The 16,483-nt window shown below is 39.5% G+C and carries 14 protein-coding genes; 3 read left to right on the top strand and 11 right to left on the bottom strand.

The features are described 5' to 3' along the window. Positions 1-2 precede the first annotated feature (2 nt). The 4 genes from IJS99_04210 to IJS99_04195 all read right to left on the bottom strand — a co-directional run bounded on the left by IJS99_04210 (position 3) and on the right by IJS99_04195 (position 3,970). Positions 3-1,097 (bottom strand): acyltransferase family protein, encoded by a 1,095-nt coding sequence (locus tag IJS99_04210; GenBank protein ID MBQ7561029.1) that lies wholly within the window; start codon positions 1,095-1,097, stop codon positions 3-5. 7 nt (positions 1,098-1,104) lie between these two features. Next, positions 1,105-1,401 carry an STAS domain-containing protein gene (locus IJS99_04205; GenBank protein MBQ7561028.1) on the bottom strand — a complete coding sequence of 99 codons (297 nt, stop codon included), beginning with the start codon at positions 1,399-1,401 and terminating at the stop codon, positions 1,105-1,107. 30 nt (positions 1,402-1,431) lie between these two features. Then, positions 1,432-2,070 (bottom strand): hypothetical protein, encoded by a 639-nt coding sequence (locus IJS99_04200; GenBank protein MBQ7561027.1) that lies wholly within the window; start codon positions 2,068-2,070, stop codon positions 1,432-1,434. A 235-nt stretch (positions 2,071-2,305) separates the two neighbouring features. Continuing rightward, on the bottom strand, positions 2,306-3,970 hold the full coding sequence (locus IJS99_04195) for a DEAD/DEAH box helicase (protein ID MBQ7561026.1): 1,665 nt from the start codon (positions 3,968-3,970) through the stop codon (positions 2,306-2,308). 580 nt (positions 3,971-4,550) lie between these two features. Here IJS99_04195 and IJS99_04190 point away from each other — a divergent pair. From IJS99_04190 to IJS99_04180, 3 genes are all read left to right on the top strand, one after another. Continuing rightward, positions 4,551-6,413, top strand: a complete 1,863-nt coding sequence (locus IJS99_04190) for a BACON domain-containing protein (protein MBQ7561025.1) — start codon at positions 4,551-4,553, stop codon at positions 6,411-6,413. 153 nt (positions 6,414-6,566) lie between these two features. Then, on the top strand, positions 6,567-7,766 hold the full coding sequence (locus IJS99_04185; GenBank protein ID MBQ7561024.1) for a threonine ammonia-lyase: 1,200 nt from the start codon (positions 6,567-6,569) through the stop codon (positions 7,764-7,766). 3 nt (positions 7,767-7,769) lie between these two features. Further along, positions 7,770-9,635 (top strand): FAD-dependent oxidoreductase, encoded by a 1,866-nt coding sequence (locus tag IJS99_04180; protein ID MBQ7561023.1) that lies wholly within the window; start codon positions 7,770-7,772, stop codon positions 9,633-9,635. A gap of 2 nt (positions 9,636-9,637) precedes the next feature. Here IJS99_04180 and IJS99_04175 read toward each other — a convergent pair whose 3' ends face one another. The 7 genes from IJS99_04175 to IJS99_04145 all read right to left on the bottom strand — a co-directional run bounded on the left by IJS99_04175 (position 9,638) and on the right by IJS99_04145 (position 16,310). After that, entirely contained in the window at positions 9,638-11,113 is a 1,476-nt protein-coding gene (locus IJS99_04175) for a hypothetical protein (protein ID MBQ7561022.1), read from the bottom strand. After that, positions 11,110-12,663: a protein phosphatase 2C domain-containing protein gene (locus IJS99_04170; GenBank protein ID MBQ7561021.1), complete on the bottom strand. Its 1,554-nt coding sequence runs from the start codon at positions 12,661-12,663 to the stop codon at positions 11,110-11,112. The genes IJS99_04175 and IJS99_04170 overlap by 4 nt, the downstream gene beginning before the upstream one ends. A 12-nt stretch (positions 12,664-12,675) precedes the next feature. Then, positions 12,676-13,323: a VWA domain-containing protein gene (locus IJS99_04165; protein MBQ7561020.1), complete on the bottom strand. Its 648-nt coding sequence runs from the start codon at positions 13,321-13,323 to the stop codon at positions 12,676-12,678. Positions 13,324-13,389: 66 nt separating this feature from the next. Beyond that, a complete protein-coding gene (locus IJS99_04160; GenBank protein ID MBQ7561019.1) occupies positions 13,390-14,574 on the bottom strand; it encodes a TerD family protein in 1,185 nt (394 codons plus the stop codon). 9 nt (positions 14,575-14,583) lie between these two features. Continuing rightward, positions 14,584-15,369, bottom strand: coding sequence for a TerD family protein (locus IJS99_04155; GenBank protein MBQ7561018.1), 786 nt, complete (start codon positions 15,367-15,369; stop codon positions 14,584-14,586). Next, positions 15,366-15,731, bottom strand: coding sequence for a TerD family protein (locus tag IJS99_04150; protein ID MBQ7561017.1), 366 nt, complete (start codon positions 15,729-15,731; stop codon positions 15,366-15,368). The genes IJS99_04155 and IJS99_04150 overlap by 4 nt, the downstream gene beginning before the upstream one ends. Next, a complete protein-coding gene (locus tag IJS99_04145; protein MBQ7561016.1) occupies positions 15,732-16,310 on the bottom strand; it encodes a TerD family protein in 579 nt (192 codons plus the stop codon). Between the last annotated feature and the right edge of the window lie 173 nt (positions 16,311-16,483).

The raw sequence follows: 16,483 nt of genomic DNA, 5'->3' as shown, positions 1-16,483 counted from the left end.
TTCTATAACTTGGCCGCACTCCTTTTATTGCTGATAAAAGCTAAAATCGAACACATTATCATTGCGAAAATAAAGCCGCCGAGACTCTTTATAAATGCTTCAGCTGTGAATGGCACGTACCAGAATTCCCAGCTTTTTATGGGTGCTCCGATTATGTCAGCGAAAATTGTCGAGAAAATTCTATGTGTGAACATGAACATTAACGAGTTTTGCCCGATAAAAGCTAAAATTTTTTCAAGAAAGCCGAGTTTATTTATTAATTCACACAGCACTATATAAGCATAACCGCCGATAAATGTCTGCAGGAAAAATATTAACACTGCAAAATTTCCGGCTGCTGAATTCCCGATTTCGTTCGAGAATACCCAGAAACTAGCGAACTTGTAAAATATTTTCACGTGAATAACTGCCGCGATTACTGCAAGAATATATTTATAATTACCAGCAAAAAATTTACTCACTAAATCATGAGTCTTCATAAATGAACCGCACAAAGAAATTGCAGCATAAACGGGAACAAGAGTCAGACTCCATGAAAATTTTGCTCTATATGGGTGTAAAAGAGTGCTGATAATTATTAACACTGCACAGACAATAAATAAATTTGCGGCTCTCTTGTTCGTGAATTCTACAAATCCATAAAATAAAGGCGCAGAAAATATCATCGTCCACATAAACCATACTGTAGAAATCATGTCATATATAAGGCCGTCGGTGTTGACATCCGGAGAAATTAATAATCTGTAGAATTCCGGCCTCAAATAAGTTAATACTATATCGCGCGCCCATTCTTTGAGAGTTTCTCCGTGAATTATTACGCAGTAAAGCCCCCATAAAAGCAATAATGTTATCGTATATTTCAGAGTCGGAATTAATAAAGATTTACCCCTGTGAATTATATAATCACTTATTGAATATCTATGAGGCTTGTATAAATATCCTGATATGACAAAGAAAAACGGCAATATAAACCAGATCCCGCAGAGTATTAACATGTCAGCTAAACCCTTTTCAGGCCTGTATACAATATGATAAATGCAGACGATGATTATTCCCAGACCCCGCGCTATGTCAAGAGTCGTGTTTCTGCGCTTCATTTATTTATTATTCAATAGTGAGTAACTCATCAAAGCCTGTTACTTCGAAAATTTCTTTAATTTCCTGATTAACGTTAATTACTGTCATTTTGCCTTGCTTGTTCATAATTTTTTGTGCCTTGAGTAAGACTCTGAGTCCCGCTGAAGAAATATAAACAAGTTTTGACATGTCCATTGTGAGCGTTTTAACTCCTTCAAGACCTGAATTAATTTCTGCCTCGAGCTGGGGTGCTGTTGTTGTGTCGAGTCTTCCGTCGATTGCGATTATAAGTTCGTCGCCCTTTGCTTCTTTGTTGATTAACATGATAAATTTTACCTCCTGAATAAATACATACTAAAATTTTTTAGTGATAACTAATTTTACACTATCGCGGGTGATTCCGACTTGAACATCATCGGCCAAATTCGCAATAATTGATTTCTCAAGCTCGTCGGCTGCCTCATCAGTTTGTGAATCCTGATTTTTTTCGCGGGCTGCGTTGATTTCGTCCTTATATTTCTGCATTGACCACGCATAAACAGCTTCAGACATTCCCGCGTCTAACATTCCCAGTGCGCCGTAATTGAAATTTCCTGCTCCTGACTCGTTTTGGAGCTTAAAACTTTCTTCAAGTCCGTACATTCCGGCCTCAAAGATTTCTCTTACTTTGTCCATTATGCCGAGTCTTTCAGTATTTTGGCCTGTGCTTGAGAGTTCGAGAATATTTTTGCGCTGTCCGTAGTCCATATTTGAAGATTTGCCCTCAAGATATAATTTGCAAGTGTTATTGTCCTGCTCAAACCATAAATCGGCCTGAAAATCTTTTGTTACTGATTTTAACATGCTGATTGCTTCTTCTGTCAGTAAACGCAGCCTAAGAGAATTTTTGCTGTTAAGACCGATTGTTACTGCGAAATTTTCTGCGAGCTTTAATACTTCCTGCACGCCCTCGCCTGTATTTGAGACTTTCACTTTATCGGTTTGCAGATTCAACTTTCCTAACCCTCCTGATAAAATAAATAATGCTAAAATAATATCACGTAACGCAAAAAAAACAGCAAATTATATTACTCCTAATTTATTTTATGCACAAATTTTTACGAGAAAATATAACACTTTTACAGCTACATTTACAGCTACAAAAATATTAAATTTTTCAAGTAACAGCAATCACTCACACAGCTAAAAATTTTGTTATATATTTAATTTTTCACGCGCAAAAATTTTATTAATCTTCCCAGCCCCAGTTATTAATAATTATAAATTTTCCGTCCTGTTTATACTCGATATAAGAAGGCGGCGAATAATGTTCGTTAATAGTGTCCGCTAAATAATGCAAAGCCCGGGCACTGTTCAATTCTTCCAAAGGCGGGACTCTGACTCCCTGTAAAAGACTCTTGAGATTTCTATATGATTTATTTTTCTGAACATCATCATGCATTAAACGCAAAAATAATTGTTTCGGCCCCTGCATTAAGTCTTGACTGTAAAAATCGACTCTTAACATCGGGATACTTTCTTTTTTCGAGTATATAACTTTCCAGTACCAGCTTTTAACGTTCATTCTTTCAAGTGCCGGCTTTCTCTCGTTCTCGTCATTAAATGACTCGTCAATCTCCATAATATTTTCGGTCGTGTTAAGCTCGCTCAATTCCTTAAATTGATATTTACAGTGCGGACATTCCCGTGCTCGTTTTAACGCTGCTTTATGACATTTCGGGCAGATTTTAAAGAGTTCGCCTATATTCTCACTTGTAAATTTTTTTGCTTTGTTTACCATTCTGCGAGGTGGAATAATTTTCGTAACCGGCCCATGACGTATTATATTACCCGCGAAATCTAAAACAATGCAGTCTTGATGATGGCCCTTGCTTTTGACTCTCATGCCCCGCCCGCTCATTTGAGCATATAATCCCGGTGAAAGAGTCGGCCGTGCCATTACTATAACGTCAATATCAGGATAATCAAATCCTGTAGTAGCGACTCCGACATTTGTAACTGCTTTGATTTTGCCCGCTTTGAAGTCAGCAAAAATTTTAGCTCTCTCTTCATTTGAAGTCTTGCTAGTGATTGCCGCCGCGTTGACTCCGTGTGAAATAAATTCGTCGCGCATTGCCTCGGCATGTGAGATACTTACGCAGAAAATCAGCCACGCCGTACGATCTCCCGCACGCCTGATTGTCTCTTCTACAACTTTTGAATTAATATTCTCGCTGTTGACTCGACTCTCAAGTTCGCGCTTCTCAAAATCTCCCTGAACTTTTTTGACTCCGTCTACGTTCATTTGCAGGTCCGTAAATGTTGAAGTCAATTTTGCCAGAAATCCCCGCTTCACGAGTTCGGAAATAGTAACAGGTTCAATTAAAGCGTCAAAAATTGCCTCGTCGCCTTCAGTTAATAACCCCTGCCCGAGTCTATACGGTGTAGCAGTGAGTCCGATTATACGCATTGAAGGATTTATTTTTTTGAGGTCAGAAATTAGAGTCCTATACATGCCGGAGTCCTCGTTTTGAATCGTATGAGCCTCGTCTACAATTATCATATCGATATGTCCGAGTTCATTTGCTTTTTTCCAGATTGATTGAATCCCCGCGACTGTAATAATATTTGTCTGTTTACTGCCGAGTCCTGCGCTGTAGATTCCGACCGGTGCTTCAGGCCAAGCGAGTGTAATTTTTTCTGCGTCCTGTACAAGTAATTCTTTGACGTGAGATAACACTAAAATTTTCCTGTTAGGGTCGCGCTTTAATATGTCTTCACAGAAACCTGCGATTATATAAGCCTTCCCCGATCCAGTCGGAGCAACTACACAGGGATTGCCTTTATTTGCTGCCAGCCATTTATAAGTTTCTCGAATAGCACGGACTTGATAATCTCGTAATTCTTTGATCAATTATTAGATTCCTCCCATTTATAATTATGCGTGTGTGAATATTTTACTCTAGTTTTATTTTTGCTAAATGTGTGAGGCATGATTTAAATTTTCTATATAATTTGCGCATTTATTATAGAGTCAGAGTCTAAAATTTTGAGAGTGCTTAATGTGTAAGGCATGATATATATAATTCCCTGCAAAAATATTTACCCTCTATCAGTGTGAGATAAAATTCTGTGTATGCTTTTTGCGCGTAAATATTTTATTTATTATAGAGTCAGAGTCTAAAAATTTGAGAGTGTTTCTTAATGTGTGAGGCATGATATATATAATTCCTGCAAAAATATTTGTCTCTATCAGTGTGAATCAATATTTAAAAATTTCTACAAGTTTTATATAATTCGTGTTAAAAATTTTCATGATTTAGAGAGGTAATTTACAGCATGAATCGCAAAATTTTTATAGAGTATTAATTATTGCACTTGCTTTATTTGTAATTGTTAGTGCCGGCTGCGGTGGAGGAAGCAGCAATAATTTCGTCCCGTATGAACCTGACACCCCGACTCCATCAAGTCCCCGTTATGTTATCGCAGGAAGTTTGACGGACTCACGCTTAATTAATAGCGACTTGACTCCATATTTAACCGGCAAAATTACAGAAAAACTTGACTTGGCAGACATAGAAGGCGCAATTTCTGTAATTGAGTCACTAACTTCAAGAGATATGATTTTCTTCAGTGATGCCGATAAAAATATTCCCGAAGAGAACAGCGGATTATTTTATGAAAGTCTCATCAATGCCCATAAAAACGGGGTAATTCTCGCAGCTGTTTATCCCGACTCAGCAGACATTGACGCTATAGAAACACTTTTGAGCGAATATCATAATAACTGCTTATCAGAGCCGGTAGTTGACGCTAAAGACCCTCATTTTGAGATTATAGCCGCAGCATTAAGATATTTACCCGATGGAATGCCTCACACTTTTGTATATGTAGATGACAGTGATACAAATTACGGTGAAATGCTAGACTTTCAAGAATTAAGCGACGACTTATTAATAAAATCTCCTGACATTTACAGCAATGATATATCTATCAGCGGAGATCACACAGGGGACGACTCCGACAATATTACACCGTTGACTCCTGAAGAAATAGAGGCCGATTTACATATTTCAAGAGTAGAAAATTTATTTATATGGGCGAATAGTTTAGACTCTGAAATTCAAAGCGCGGCCGATGATATGAGAACTTTGACGGCAAAATTAAAGACTGCTGCGAACACTACAGAAGACATTCAAAAACTTGTAACAGGATTAACTACTACTAAGGCCGATAATGTTTCATGGTCATTTGCTGATTATTATAACAAGTTCGGCAAGAATAATAATAATTTTAAGGTTTTTGCTGATAAATGCGACTTTGATAATGAGAGATTACTCAATAAATATTGGAGCGGGTTCAAGATAAGCCGGAATACTTTTTCACAATATAGGGCGATAAGTTTTCACTCATTCAAGAATCACTGTGATTATTTCTTGATAATGAGCCGAGCTAATACCCAGCCTCAAAGCCTCGTTATAGCAGCAGATGAAGGTACATATACTCGCAAAGAAATCCCCGGGTCAGGAGCTTATAATTACGCTGTGATTCTCGGAGCAACGAGCGGACTATTTACCAGCATTGAACGTGTTTATAAATTCGGGGATCATGTATATTATATGCCTGATCAGACAGTAAATAAAAATAAGAGCTATACTGACACTAAGGGCTGGAGTCTCACCGGCGGGGTATCGTTCAAAGGCGGAACACAAAATAATGCACTTGCTGCGGATGCAACTAGTTCATTTTCTGCATCAGTGAGTCATACAAGCGCAACGACATGGCAGGGACAAGACTATGAAGTAATACCCAAGCCGAACGGCAGCTGGCTTGCTAGATGGCTGCTAGATGTTGATTATCCGGGGTTTGCTGACGGCGGATGGATAATTTCAACGGCTGCAAAATCTTCTGTAACTTTGAGGACTGAGTCAATTTGGGCTTCAACATCTCGAAATTTCATGATTAAGGGGCGCGCTCTTTGGTATGAAGGTTTCGCATGGTGTCATGACAGCTGGATATTAGGTTATCCTAAATATTGGTGCGCAGTAACTCATTCGGGCAACTTTGTAAATATAACTCTTCCCAGACCTCCGAGAATCGCACTTACTGATAATTCAACCGATGGCGGCAAAGAAGGCAAATTATACTCGACGAAACTATACACTGATGAGAACTGGACGGCAAAAGCTGATGTAAACTGGATAGAACTTGAATCAACTTCAGGCGGCCAAGTTGCGGGAGTAGATTTTTACTACACAGTAACGCCGAATAATACGGGCAAAACAAGAACAGGATATATCACGATTCAAGCAGGCAAGGACAAGGCAGTGCTTAAATTTGTACAGTCAGCATATTAATTATTAATAAAATATTATCCCCTCGTAGTGATTCAGGCTGCGGGGGGGATTTCTTTATTTCTTAATTCTTATCACGAACTCAAAAAATTTTATTCATTCAAAGCAAATTTACTTTATAATTAGGCAATATTAATAATAAAGAAGGAATAAATTTTGCTAACACTCGATAAAGTTTATCACGCGGCTTATATATTACGTGAATGCGCAAGAAAGACGGATTTAATAGCAGCTCCCAAAATCAGCGAAAATCTTTATCTCAAGACTGAAAATTTGCAGGTAACTGGGAGCTTCAAGTTACGAGGCGCGTATTATAAAATCTCTCAATTATCGGACGAGGAGAAATCACGCGGAATAGTTGCATGTTCAGCAGGGAATCACGCTCAGGGAGTGGCAATGTCAGCAGCCCGCAAAGGTATAACTTCAACAATTTGTATGCCGGACAGCGCGCCAGTCATGAAAGTAGACAGCACAAAGAAACTCGGTGCAAATGTAGAACTCGTTAAAGGCACTTACGACGATGCACACGACAGGGCCGTCCAGCTTGTAAACGAGACCGGAGCGACTTTCATACACCCATATGACGACGATTTTGTTATAGCAGGTCAGGCAACTATAGGGCTTGAAATTCTTGACCAGTTAGAAGACGTTGGGGCCGTAATAGTTCCCATAGGAGGCGGCGGGCTGATTTCAGGCGTGGCGTTTGCTATTAAATCACTCAAAACTGATGTAAAAATTTATGGAGTCCAGGCAGCAGGCGCACCCAGTATGTATAATTCATTCAGGGCACATAACCGCGAAATACTAGAAAGTGTATCTACATTTGCCGACGGTATAGCAGTAAAGAGTCCCGGCGAAAACACTTTTAATATAATCTCGAATTATGTAGATGATATTGTCTGCGTATCAGAAGACGAAATCGCGGCGGCCATTCTTGAATTAATCGAGAAGCAGAAATTAATCGCAGAAGGTGCCGGGGCTGTCAGTGTAGCTGCTGAAATGTTCCATAAATTACCCGTTGAAGGCAAGAAAACTGTCTGTGTAATATCGGGCGGAAATATTGACGTAAATATTTTATCGCGAGTCATAACGCGCGGCATGATGATGACAGGACGAAATATAAATCTCACCATTCAATTAATCGACAAGCCAGGGCAGTTGCAGGACGTATCAAGAATTATTGCCGAGTGCGGCGCAAATGTCGTATCAGTCTATTATGATCACGGAGATACTAACATGGCAATAACTAGCTGTTTTCTTAAATTGGCACTTGAGACTTTGAATAACGAACAGATTAACGCAATCAAAGAAAGACTCACACGTGAAGGCTTCAAAATTGTAACAGAAAGGGTGTAGATTATGCGAAAATTTTTACTTGCTTTATTTATTAGTGCGTTGGCAGCGAGTCCCGTTTTAGCTGATAATTTGCGTGATGACTACGATATTATAATCGCAGGAGCAGGAACGGGCGGAATTTGTGCAGGTATTCAGGCTTCAAAAATGGGAGCAAGTGTCTTAATTGTCGAACCTACTAATTTATTAGGCGGACAAATGACTGCGGCCGGAGTCTCTACTATGGACGATCTAAGCGGCCAAGCAAGCGGCTTATATGCAGAATTTATCACGCGGGCTGAAGAATATTACACAAGCCGGGGCAAATCAATCGGGACATGTTACTGGGAGAAAAGCAATAAAGCTATTGAGCCTCATGTTGCAATGAAAATTTTATCACTCATGGCCGGCGGAGAAGACGAACCCGATATAATTTATAAATCGCAGATTATAGGCGTATTGACAGAAAAAATTATATCTATATCGGGCGAAAATTTGAACGAGACTTTATGCGTAAGAGGCGTAATTATTCAGACACCTGAAGGCAGGAAAAATATATCATGCAAAATTTTAATTGACGCTAGCGAATACGGCGATGTTCTAGCAATGTCCGGCGCAGAATTCAGAGCAGGCCCCGCAATGATTCAAGATATAACGTGGACGGCAATAATCCGCAAATATCCCGGAGGAATCCCCGCAAATTTAAAGCCTTTGAATCCTTTGCCCGGTTATGATTCAGCAAAATGGAACTATGAGAATTATGTTTCTAAGGATGCAGCAGGCTTTGAAGGAGTCTACCCAGTTAAACCGCCTGTAAATTTCATAACTCATAATGCATATAGAGGACTCCCGGACTCATTTTTGCCCGGAAATTATGACGCAGAACAGCCGGAACTCATTACAAAAACTTGCGTGAACTGGGCTAATGATTACCCCGGACAATATAAATGGCGCGGACAATACGGACTCCCAGTCGAATATTTAACGGACTTGAATTTGAGAAAACGAGTCGAACGCGACGCATTAATAAAGACTCTACATTTTATATATTATATTCAGAATGAACTCGGCGAAAACTGGTCAGTCGATGACAACGAATATAACGAGCTCCCAGAATGTGCTAAAGATTTGCCCTTAGAATGGCAGGAAATAGCCCGGCATTTACCCCCCGTCCCATATGTTCGAGAATCACGGCGCATTATAGGTGTTCATACTCTTACATCTGAAGAATTATATCGAAACTCTTTGAGTTATCACGGCGACAACGGCAATAATGAATTTAATGACGCTATAGCAATCGGGCGATATGATTTAGATCTGCACTTGGCCGACTCTGATTCAGATATGGATTTAGACGAGAAGCGCGAATTTATAACGAGTCATAAACCGGTCGGAAATTTCCAGATCCCATTAAGTATATTAATTCCCGCTAAAGTTGACGGACTAATCGCAGCAGAAAAAAATTTATCAATGTCAAGACTCGTATCAGGAGCGTTAAGAGTTCAGCCTATAACAATGATGACAGGACAGGCCGCCGGAGTCCTCGCAGCACTCGCAGTGAGTCAAAAAATTCAGCCCCGTGAAGTAAAAGCTATACAAGTACAGCGCGAATTATTGAAATCAGGCGTAAAATTATCACTCTGTAATTATTCAGACGTTCCGGAAAATGATAAAAGATTTGCTAATATTCAAATAGTGAGCCTTTATGACTTAATGCAGCCTAAAGATATAAATATTTTCGGAGCTGAAGATATAATCAGTGCTGAAGAGTTCGCGAAAATTGCCGAGAAAATAAACGCCCTCGCCGGCCGTAAAATCAATATTCAGAATTTCACCGGCATAACGAGGGGAGAGGCAGCAGAAATTATAGCAAGTTTGCTGGACACTTTATGATTTCAAGATTTGACTTCAACGAGATAGCCGCCCCTATGAGAATCAGACGCAAGGAAAACGGCTCCATTATTCAATAAAATCGCTTGCCCCGAAGGTACTAGATTGCCTCCGGGGGATTTCATACCTTGTACACTGTGATTTATGAGCAGCCATTGATTATTTACTTTGCGGACATATGCCATTAAATCGCGGTTTGCTTTCTCGTCGGGGTAAATATTCGGGAATATGTGCCACTCAAATAAAGGCAGACCGTCATAAACGTTAATTTCTTGAGCAGGCCGCCACTGTGCAGAATTTCCGCGTAAGTTGCTTTTAAGCTGAAGACGTATAAAATCATGATTATTGACTTTATGACCGCAGAACGGACAAACAGGTTTACACGGATCATGCAGAATAAACCATTTAGCACTGCATTTAGGATTTGTACACGGCTGTAATAAGTCCCACGCTTGAGTCAAAGCCTTCTCCCATTCCATAGCAGCCGGCCGCGCGTTAGGATTGTGCAAACCGTCAACAAATGCCCGCAAAAATAATTTTTCGAGACTTGGGCCGAAATCTTTAATAGTAAGCTTTAAATCTTTAGGCCGGTTAGAAGTATCATGAGGATTCTCGATAAATAAAGCCTTTGAGCCAAAACCTAAGAAATCATCTTCTTCAGCACTTGCCTTAGAAAACACTTTAGGGCCGCTCAATGGGTGACGCATAAAGAAATATTCATAAATTAATACGGCCATAGCGTGCAGATCTGTATAAGCACACGGCAATTTTTTCGCTTTATCATTAAATGACAGTGAAGTCGTCTCAAGTACTTCAGGAGCTATATATTTCGGAGTCCCTGCTACTTCAGGCGGAAATAACCCCGGCACAACAAGCGAGTCTATATCAATTATTATGCAAGTTCCTGAGCGTGGATCTATTAATACATTATTGCATGATAAATCAGAATGCGATAATCCGGCTTGATGCATACGTCTTATAGAACGGGCAAGAATTATAGCTATTTGCAGCATTGATCGAAAATCGCCCAGCTCAGACGGATTTAAATATTTGCGATTCTTAGAAGTAAACCAGTTGCTTTTCTTGTCCCGGCCATTTAGCGGTAATTTGGCTGAAGAAGTATCACTAAAGAAAAAATTTCCGGGATAAGTCGGGCATACTATACCGAATTCAGGCGATTTTATTATAGCAGTCGGCCAGCAGAATTTACTCGCAAAATATTTAGCTGTTTGTTGTGTATTTCCTTGCGCGCCCCCGTCTTGAGCTGCACGGGTCGGGTTATATTTGCCTATAATTGCCTCGAGTCTGCTCTTGATATTAGTCTTTGCTATTTCCGCGGGATTATTAAAGAATTGCACGACGTATGATTTATCAGGAGCAAAATAAGTATATTTCATTCCGCCTCTAGGTGGGTCATCGTTTACGACATATGGCAATTTAGTGCCGTCTGATAAAATTGCTTCGGCTATATTAGTGCTCATGATTTAATTTCTCCGTTGGAAAATTTAATTATTACGAGCGTCCTATCATCGGCAGAACTTCTCACGGTGTAATTATCGAGCCATAATGCTAAAATTTTTTCTTTTTCCGTTAAATTCGGATCCGGGTTATTTCTGATTCGGGATAAAATCTCTCTATCTTTGACGCTCCATAAATCTTTAATAGTTACTTTGCGTTTTTGCATTGCGCTTAGACCTTCACAAATTCGATTTGTATATTGAATAGGGATTTTCACGCTTTGATTCTGATTATTTGCTGTTAATGCAGGATATGATATTGCTAGGCTCTTCAACATTTTTTCAGGGCGGTGCTTTTTCTCGTAATCACTTCTCAGCGCGTTTAATTTTTGTGAATCAGAATCCGTCAAATTCGGCTCATATAATAATTTTCTCGCTATATTGATTTCATCGGCAGTTAAAGGCATCTCAGTAATTTTCACGCCGTCGAGAACGCTGTTAAGAATCAAATCATAATACAGCCTTATTATCTCAGGATTATTCGGGAAGTAGTCATCTGCAACTCCGTCGGACATCATGAAAAATAAATCAGCGTCGGAAAAAGCAATTTTTGTTTTACGGTCTAACATGTCATCAGTCAATGAAGTCAAGAAATCTGTTTCTCCGGAAAATTCGCCGGTGTCGGGATCTCCCATTAAGCGCAGTGATTTATCATATTCGCCGGAAGTCTTGAGAAGTGCCATCATTCCGTCGCCTATTTGACAAGTTATGACAAGTTTATCAGCACCGTCATCACCTAATGGAATAAATGCAGCAACAAGCAAAGTAGCCGAGAAATCTTTTAGCTCAGGTTCACGGCCAAGCAAATCGCAGTAATCAGGATCAGCCGCGCATGATTGAGCGTGAAATTTTACGGATTGATTCGCAGCTTTCACAGAGTTTTTTACTATATCAATAAATTTTCCGTATTCATTTTTTGCGAGTTCCGAGAAGTCAGGCGATGACGAGTCTAATAACGGCGGATTTGCGCTAAGATGCAATTTATTAAATTCTTGTCTCATGTTATAGACAGCTGATTGACACGAATATTTTGCGCCTATTCTTGATAATCTCTTAGAGCCTGCCCCGTCTGATACAGCAGCAAAAACTATTTGTCCCGCACTGCCTATTTCGAACCAGTCATCACAGTTAGTGCCGTTATGTTTATGCTTTTTGCCCCGGACTCTTGCTGCAATGAATTCACCGTTTAAAAATTTTTGAGTACAGCAGACAAAATCTTTAGTAGCTTCCGGCTCATTCTCCGGGACTGGGTTATATTTCCATAATAAAGCTGTCTTATCCGTAACTTCTTTATCTTTTAGAGGCTTAGGAGCTGGCAGTACAGGATTTATTATTCTTTGATTCTCTTTATCACTTGACGGCTTAGGAGCAGGAATAACTAAAACAGGACTCGCGCTTGGAGCAGGTGCGGGAGATTCTGCGGGCTTATCAATAGCGATAAAAACTTTTTTAATTATTTCCGGCTCTTGTTTAGGCTTTGAGTCCAAATATAAATTTTTAACTAAATCCGGCATAATTTTATTTTTTTATGGGACAATCGTAAAGCCGCTGGGAGGAGGAGGCAGCTGTATATTTTCGCCCGGTTTTGCGCTCAAGCTGCTAGAAGTCATCTTGATAGAACTTGATACCCATTTAAAGAATGCCGCCATTGCTCCGGGAGTAATTTGATTCATCCATACGACGCACTCTGTAATTTTCCGTAAAAAATCGGGTGTAGCATCATCGCCGCATAAACAAGCTATTATATTTGCAGTCTTCATTGATTTAAGCTTTGATATCGCCGCGTTTAATTCGTTATCATCAGTTGGATAGCCGTCAGTCATAATAAAGACCATAGGCCGCCAGTCCCCTTTTTGATTCTCTGTAGATTTGCGGACTTCGTTTTTTATGCAGTCCATTAATACATTTAGTGCTCCCCCAAGTGCAGTCATTCCGCCCGCGTTCAAATTAGGCTCCTGAAATTGCATTAATTCCGTCAATGGTACTACTTGCTGTGCTGTGCTTTCAAACGTTATGACTGATAAATAAGCCGTCTCAAGTGCTTGAGGGTCTCCTTTGAGTTCTGATAAAAGCGTCTTGATTCCCTGTTTTACTGCCTCAATGGGTGCGCCGAGCATAGAGCCCGAACAATCAAGCAATAAATAAACTGGTAATCTTCTTACATAGTCTGACATGATAAAAAATTAATCTCCTTTCATAATAATACAATACATAAATATAATATATAAAATATAAATTCTTTAATTATTCATGACTTCCAGCCCGAAATTTTCACAAAGCTGCTTTAATCCATTTTTCCAGCCTGCACCGACAAAATTAATTTTCCAGCTGCCATTATACCTGTAAAGCTCAAGTGCAATTATAGATTTCTCGATATTGAGCGAGTCAAATTCAAACCTGCAAAAATTTTTATTATTCGCGTAAATATTCACTGCGGGATTGATTGAGAGTGAAAAATTTTGCGCGGGGTTATCGCCGTAGATCGAGAAACATACGGAAATTTTTTCAATTTCAGGATCAACTTTTGAGGGCGATATAAATATTTTTGTCTTATCGAGCTTTATTGCTTGATTCTGAACTTGACTCCCCCAGAAAATTAAATCATCGTCGGATCTCACTTTATTATCTGATCTGAGCATGAAAATATATGCATCAAGGTCAAAATCTTTCTTGATTGAGTCTTGAGTAAATTCTATTGTTATTATGCCGTCTTTAATCGAGTCAAGTGAAAATCTCTGACCGCGTTTTGCGAGTTCAAATGCAGGTGAAATTTTTGCAGGCGGAGCAGGAGGTGCCGGCGTGTCATGAAATTCTTTAGCTCCCTTTACAGATCGGCCGGTGATATAAATTCTGCGTGTTACTAGAGTCTTAATGAAAATATTTCCGTATAAAATCGTGTTATCTTTAAGTGCTGAAATATTTATAATTAATTTATTGCTGCCTTTTGCGAGTTTTTCCGGCAAAATTTTTGTATCTTTGATGTTATTCACGATTTCACAGTCAGAAGCTGCGTTAATATTTACTGCTATAGAATTAGCTTTGTCTGCTGCAAAACTGCCTAATTTTATAATTCTCGGCAAATTCCAAGCGTCAGGCTCGTTCGGGAAGCCTTTAATATCTCCTGAGACTTCTATATTAATTAATTTAGTATCCGGCGAAATAGTTTTTATTGCTGTCTTCTCTTCAGGGGTTGAGGCATCTTCTGTGATTTCCACGCGTAAATTTTTTATAACGACTCCGGGCGATTTAACTAATATGACGGGTCCGAGTTTTGCCCATAGAGTCGATCCGTTACCGTTTATTACACAAGGCCGGGAAATTTTCAAAGCTCCCTGATATTCGCCGGGTGACAAATTAAATTCATTTGATTTATCAGCGTCAAATTTTTCTTGTAGAGTTTGCTGATTAATTTCGTTTGTGTTCATTAAATTATTTTATTTAGTACCGTGAACCCATCTGAGTCCCCACTTATAATTATTATCCATGTCTACGTGGCCGTCAAAGAATTTAACGAGCTTTTCAACGCTGAAAGTTTCATTATTTACGTTTTCGAGCATTGCAATAGCGCACATTCCTTTACGGGTGTCATATTCGTCCATTCTTACGATAATATCATTACTGCCGGGACATTTAACAGTAACTACTCCATCAGCCTCGCGCCAGTTAGCAATACCTTCATAAATGAACGTGTAAATCAAGACTCTTTTTATCTGTGAAATTTTTGCGCCGTTGATTCTCAGAGTCTCCCCGCCCTCGCTTGCTCCTGTTCTGTCATCGCCGTCAAGTGCAATATACGGGACATTATCAAGACTTCCAAAAGTTTCTCCCAGTGCCTGAACTGAACCTTTTAGACCGTTTTTAAGCTCAAATAAGCAGCCTAAATCTAAATCTATAGCTTCAGACTTTGACGAAAACATGGAAAACAAGCCGCCCGATTTTGTGCCTTGATGCCAGTTAAGATTTATGGAGATTTCGCCCAGTACGGGAGTTTTCTTCTCAAGATTTACTTTCTGGCCTTTGCGGAGTTCTACGGGTTTGCGGGGTGCTTCAGGTGCTTTACTTTCTGATTTTATCTCTTGACCGCCGTAAAATTTTAATAAATCGCCTAATCCGCCGTTAAAACCGTTAGCAATTGCTGCAATTCTCCAGCCGTCTTTCCTGTAAATTTCTATTGATATTATTGCGCGCTCATTATTAAAGTCTTGGCCGGTGAGAGTCATATTAATACGGGCTCATTGCGGTAATTAATAATTAATGAGTGTGATTTTATTTCGTTCATTGTGCCGGTGCCGTCTATATTTGCCGTGAAAACAAGTTTATTTATTGACTCAGGCAGATTTGAAAGATTTACGCTGAATTTTGCGCCGTTATTGTAAGACGAATATTTTATCTCGTTGTTCGGCGAACTCTTTTGATTATAGAATATCATGTATCTATCATCAGAAAGCTTATTATTTGAGTCAACACCGAAGCAGGAAAAATCATAGACAGAGCCGCCCGATATGCTCATATCTACATCAAAAATATTAGCAGGATTTAAATATTTTTCGAGCTTATCCCTGAATCCCCTTTGTATATCCATTTAGACGTTTACTCCGAAATCTAAGCACAAAGCACGCAAGCCGCCTTTATAGCCTGAACCTATTGCGTTAAATTTCCAGTCTGAGCCGCTCCTGAAAATCTCACCGACAACAACAGCAGTCTCAACCGAGAAATCTTCTCCTAAATCATAGCGTATTAACTCTTTATTATTTGCCTCGTCTAAAATGTGAATATAAGCATTAGAAACTTGGCCGAAATTCTGTCTTCTCTGTTCTGCCTCGTGAATAGTAACTGTAAAAGTAATCTTGCTGATAATAGGGGGGACTCTTGAGAGGTCAACTTTTATAACTTCGTCGTCGCCTTCTCCTTCTCCTGTTAAATTGTCGCCCGTATGAGTCACAGCTCCTGAATAGTGCTTTAAATTATTATAGAACACGAAATCCATATCATTCGTAACTTTACCGTCCGAACCGAGCAGAAATGCCGCCGCGTCAAGATCAAAATCTGCCCCGCCTTTATATTTATTAGTGTCCCAGCCGAGTCCGACAAGCAAGCGGGAGAGTCCCGGATTCCCCTTTGTTAAGTCAACTTTTTGACCCTTGTATAGACTTATTGCCATTCGTTAACGCCCTCCTGAAAATATATAAAATTTTTATGGATTTACGTAATATTAGCATTAATAAAATATATTTGCTATATGAACGCGGCACAAAATTTTACGTTAAGAACCGCAGTCTCCTATGTGGAGCATGGGAGACTCGAACTCCCCACCTCGACACTGCCAGTGTCGCG

Source organism: Synergistaceae bacterium (assembly GCA_017444345.1).
Taxonomy (GTDB): Bacteria; Synergistota; Synergistia; order Synergistales; family Aminobacteriaceae; genus JAFUXM01.
Note: the sequence above shows the minus strand (reverse complement) of the source record. Positions and strands in the feature narration are given on the sequence as shown.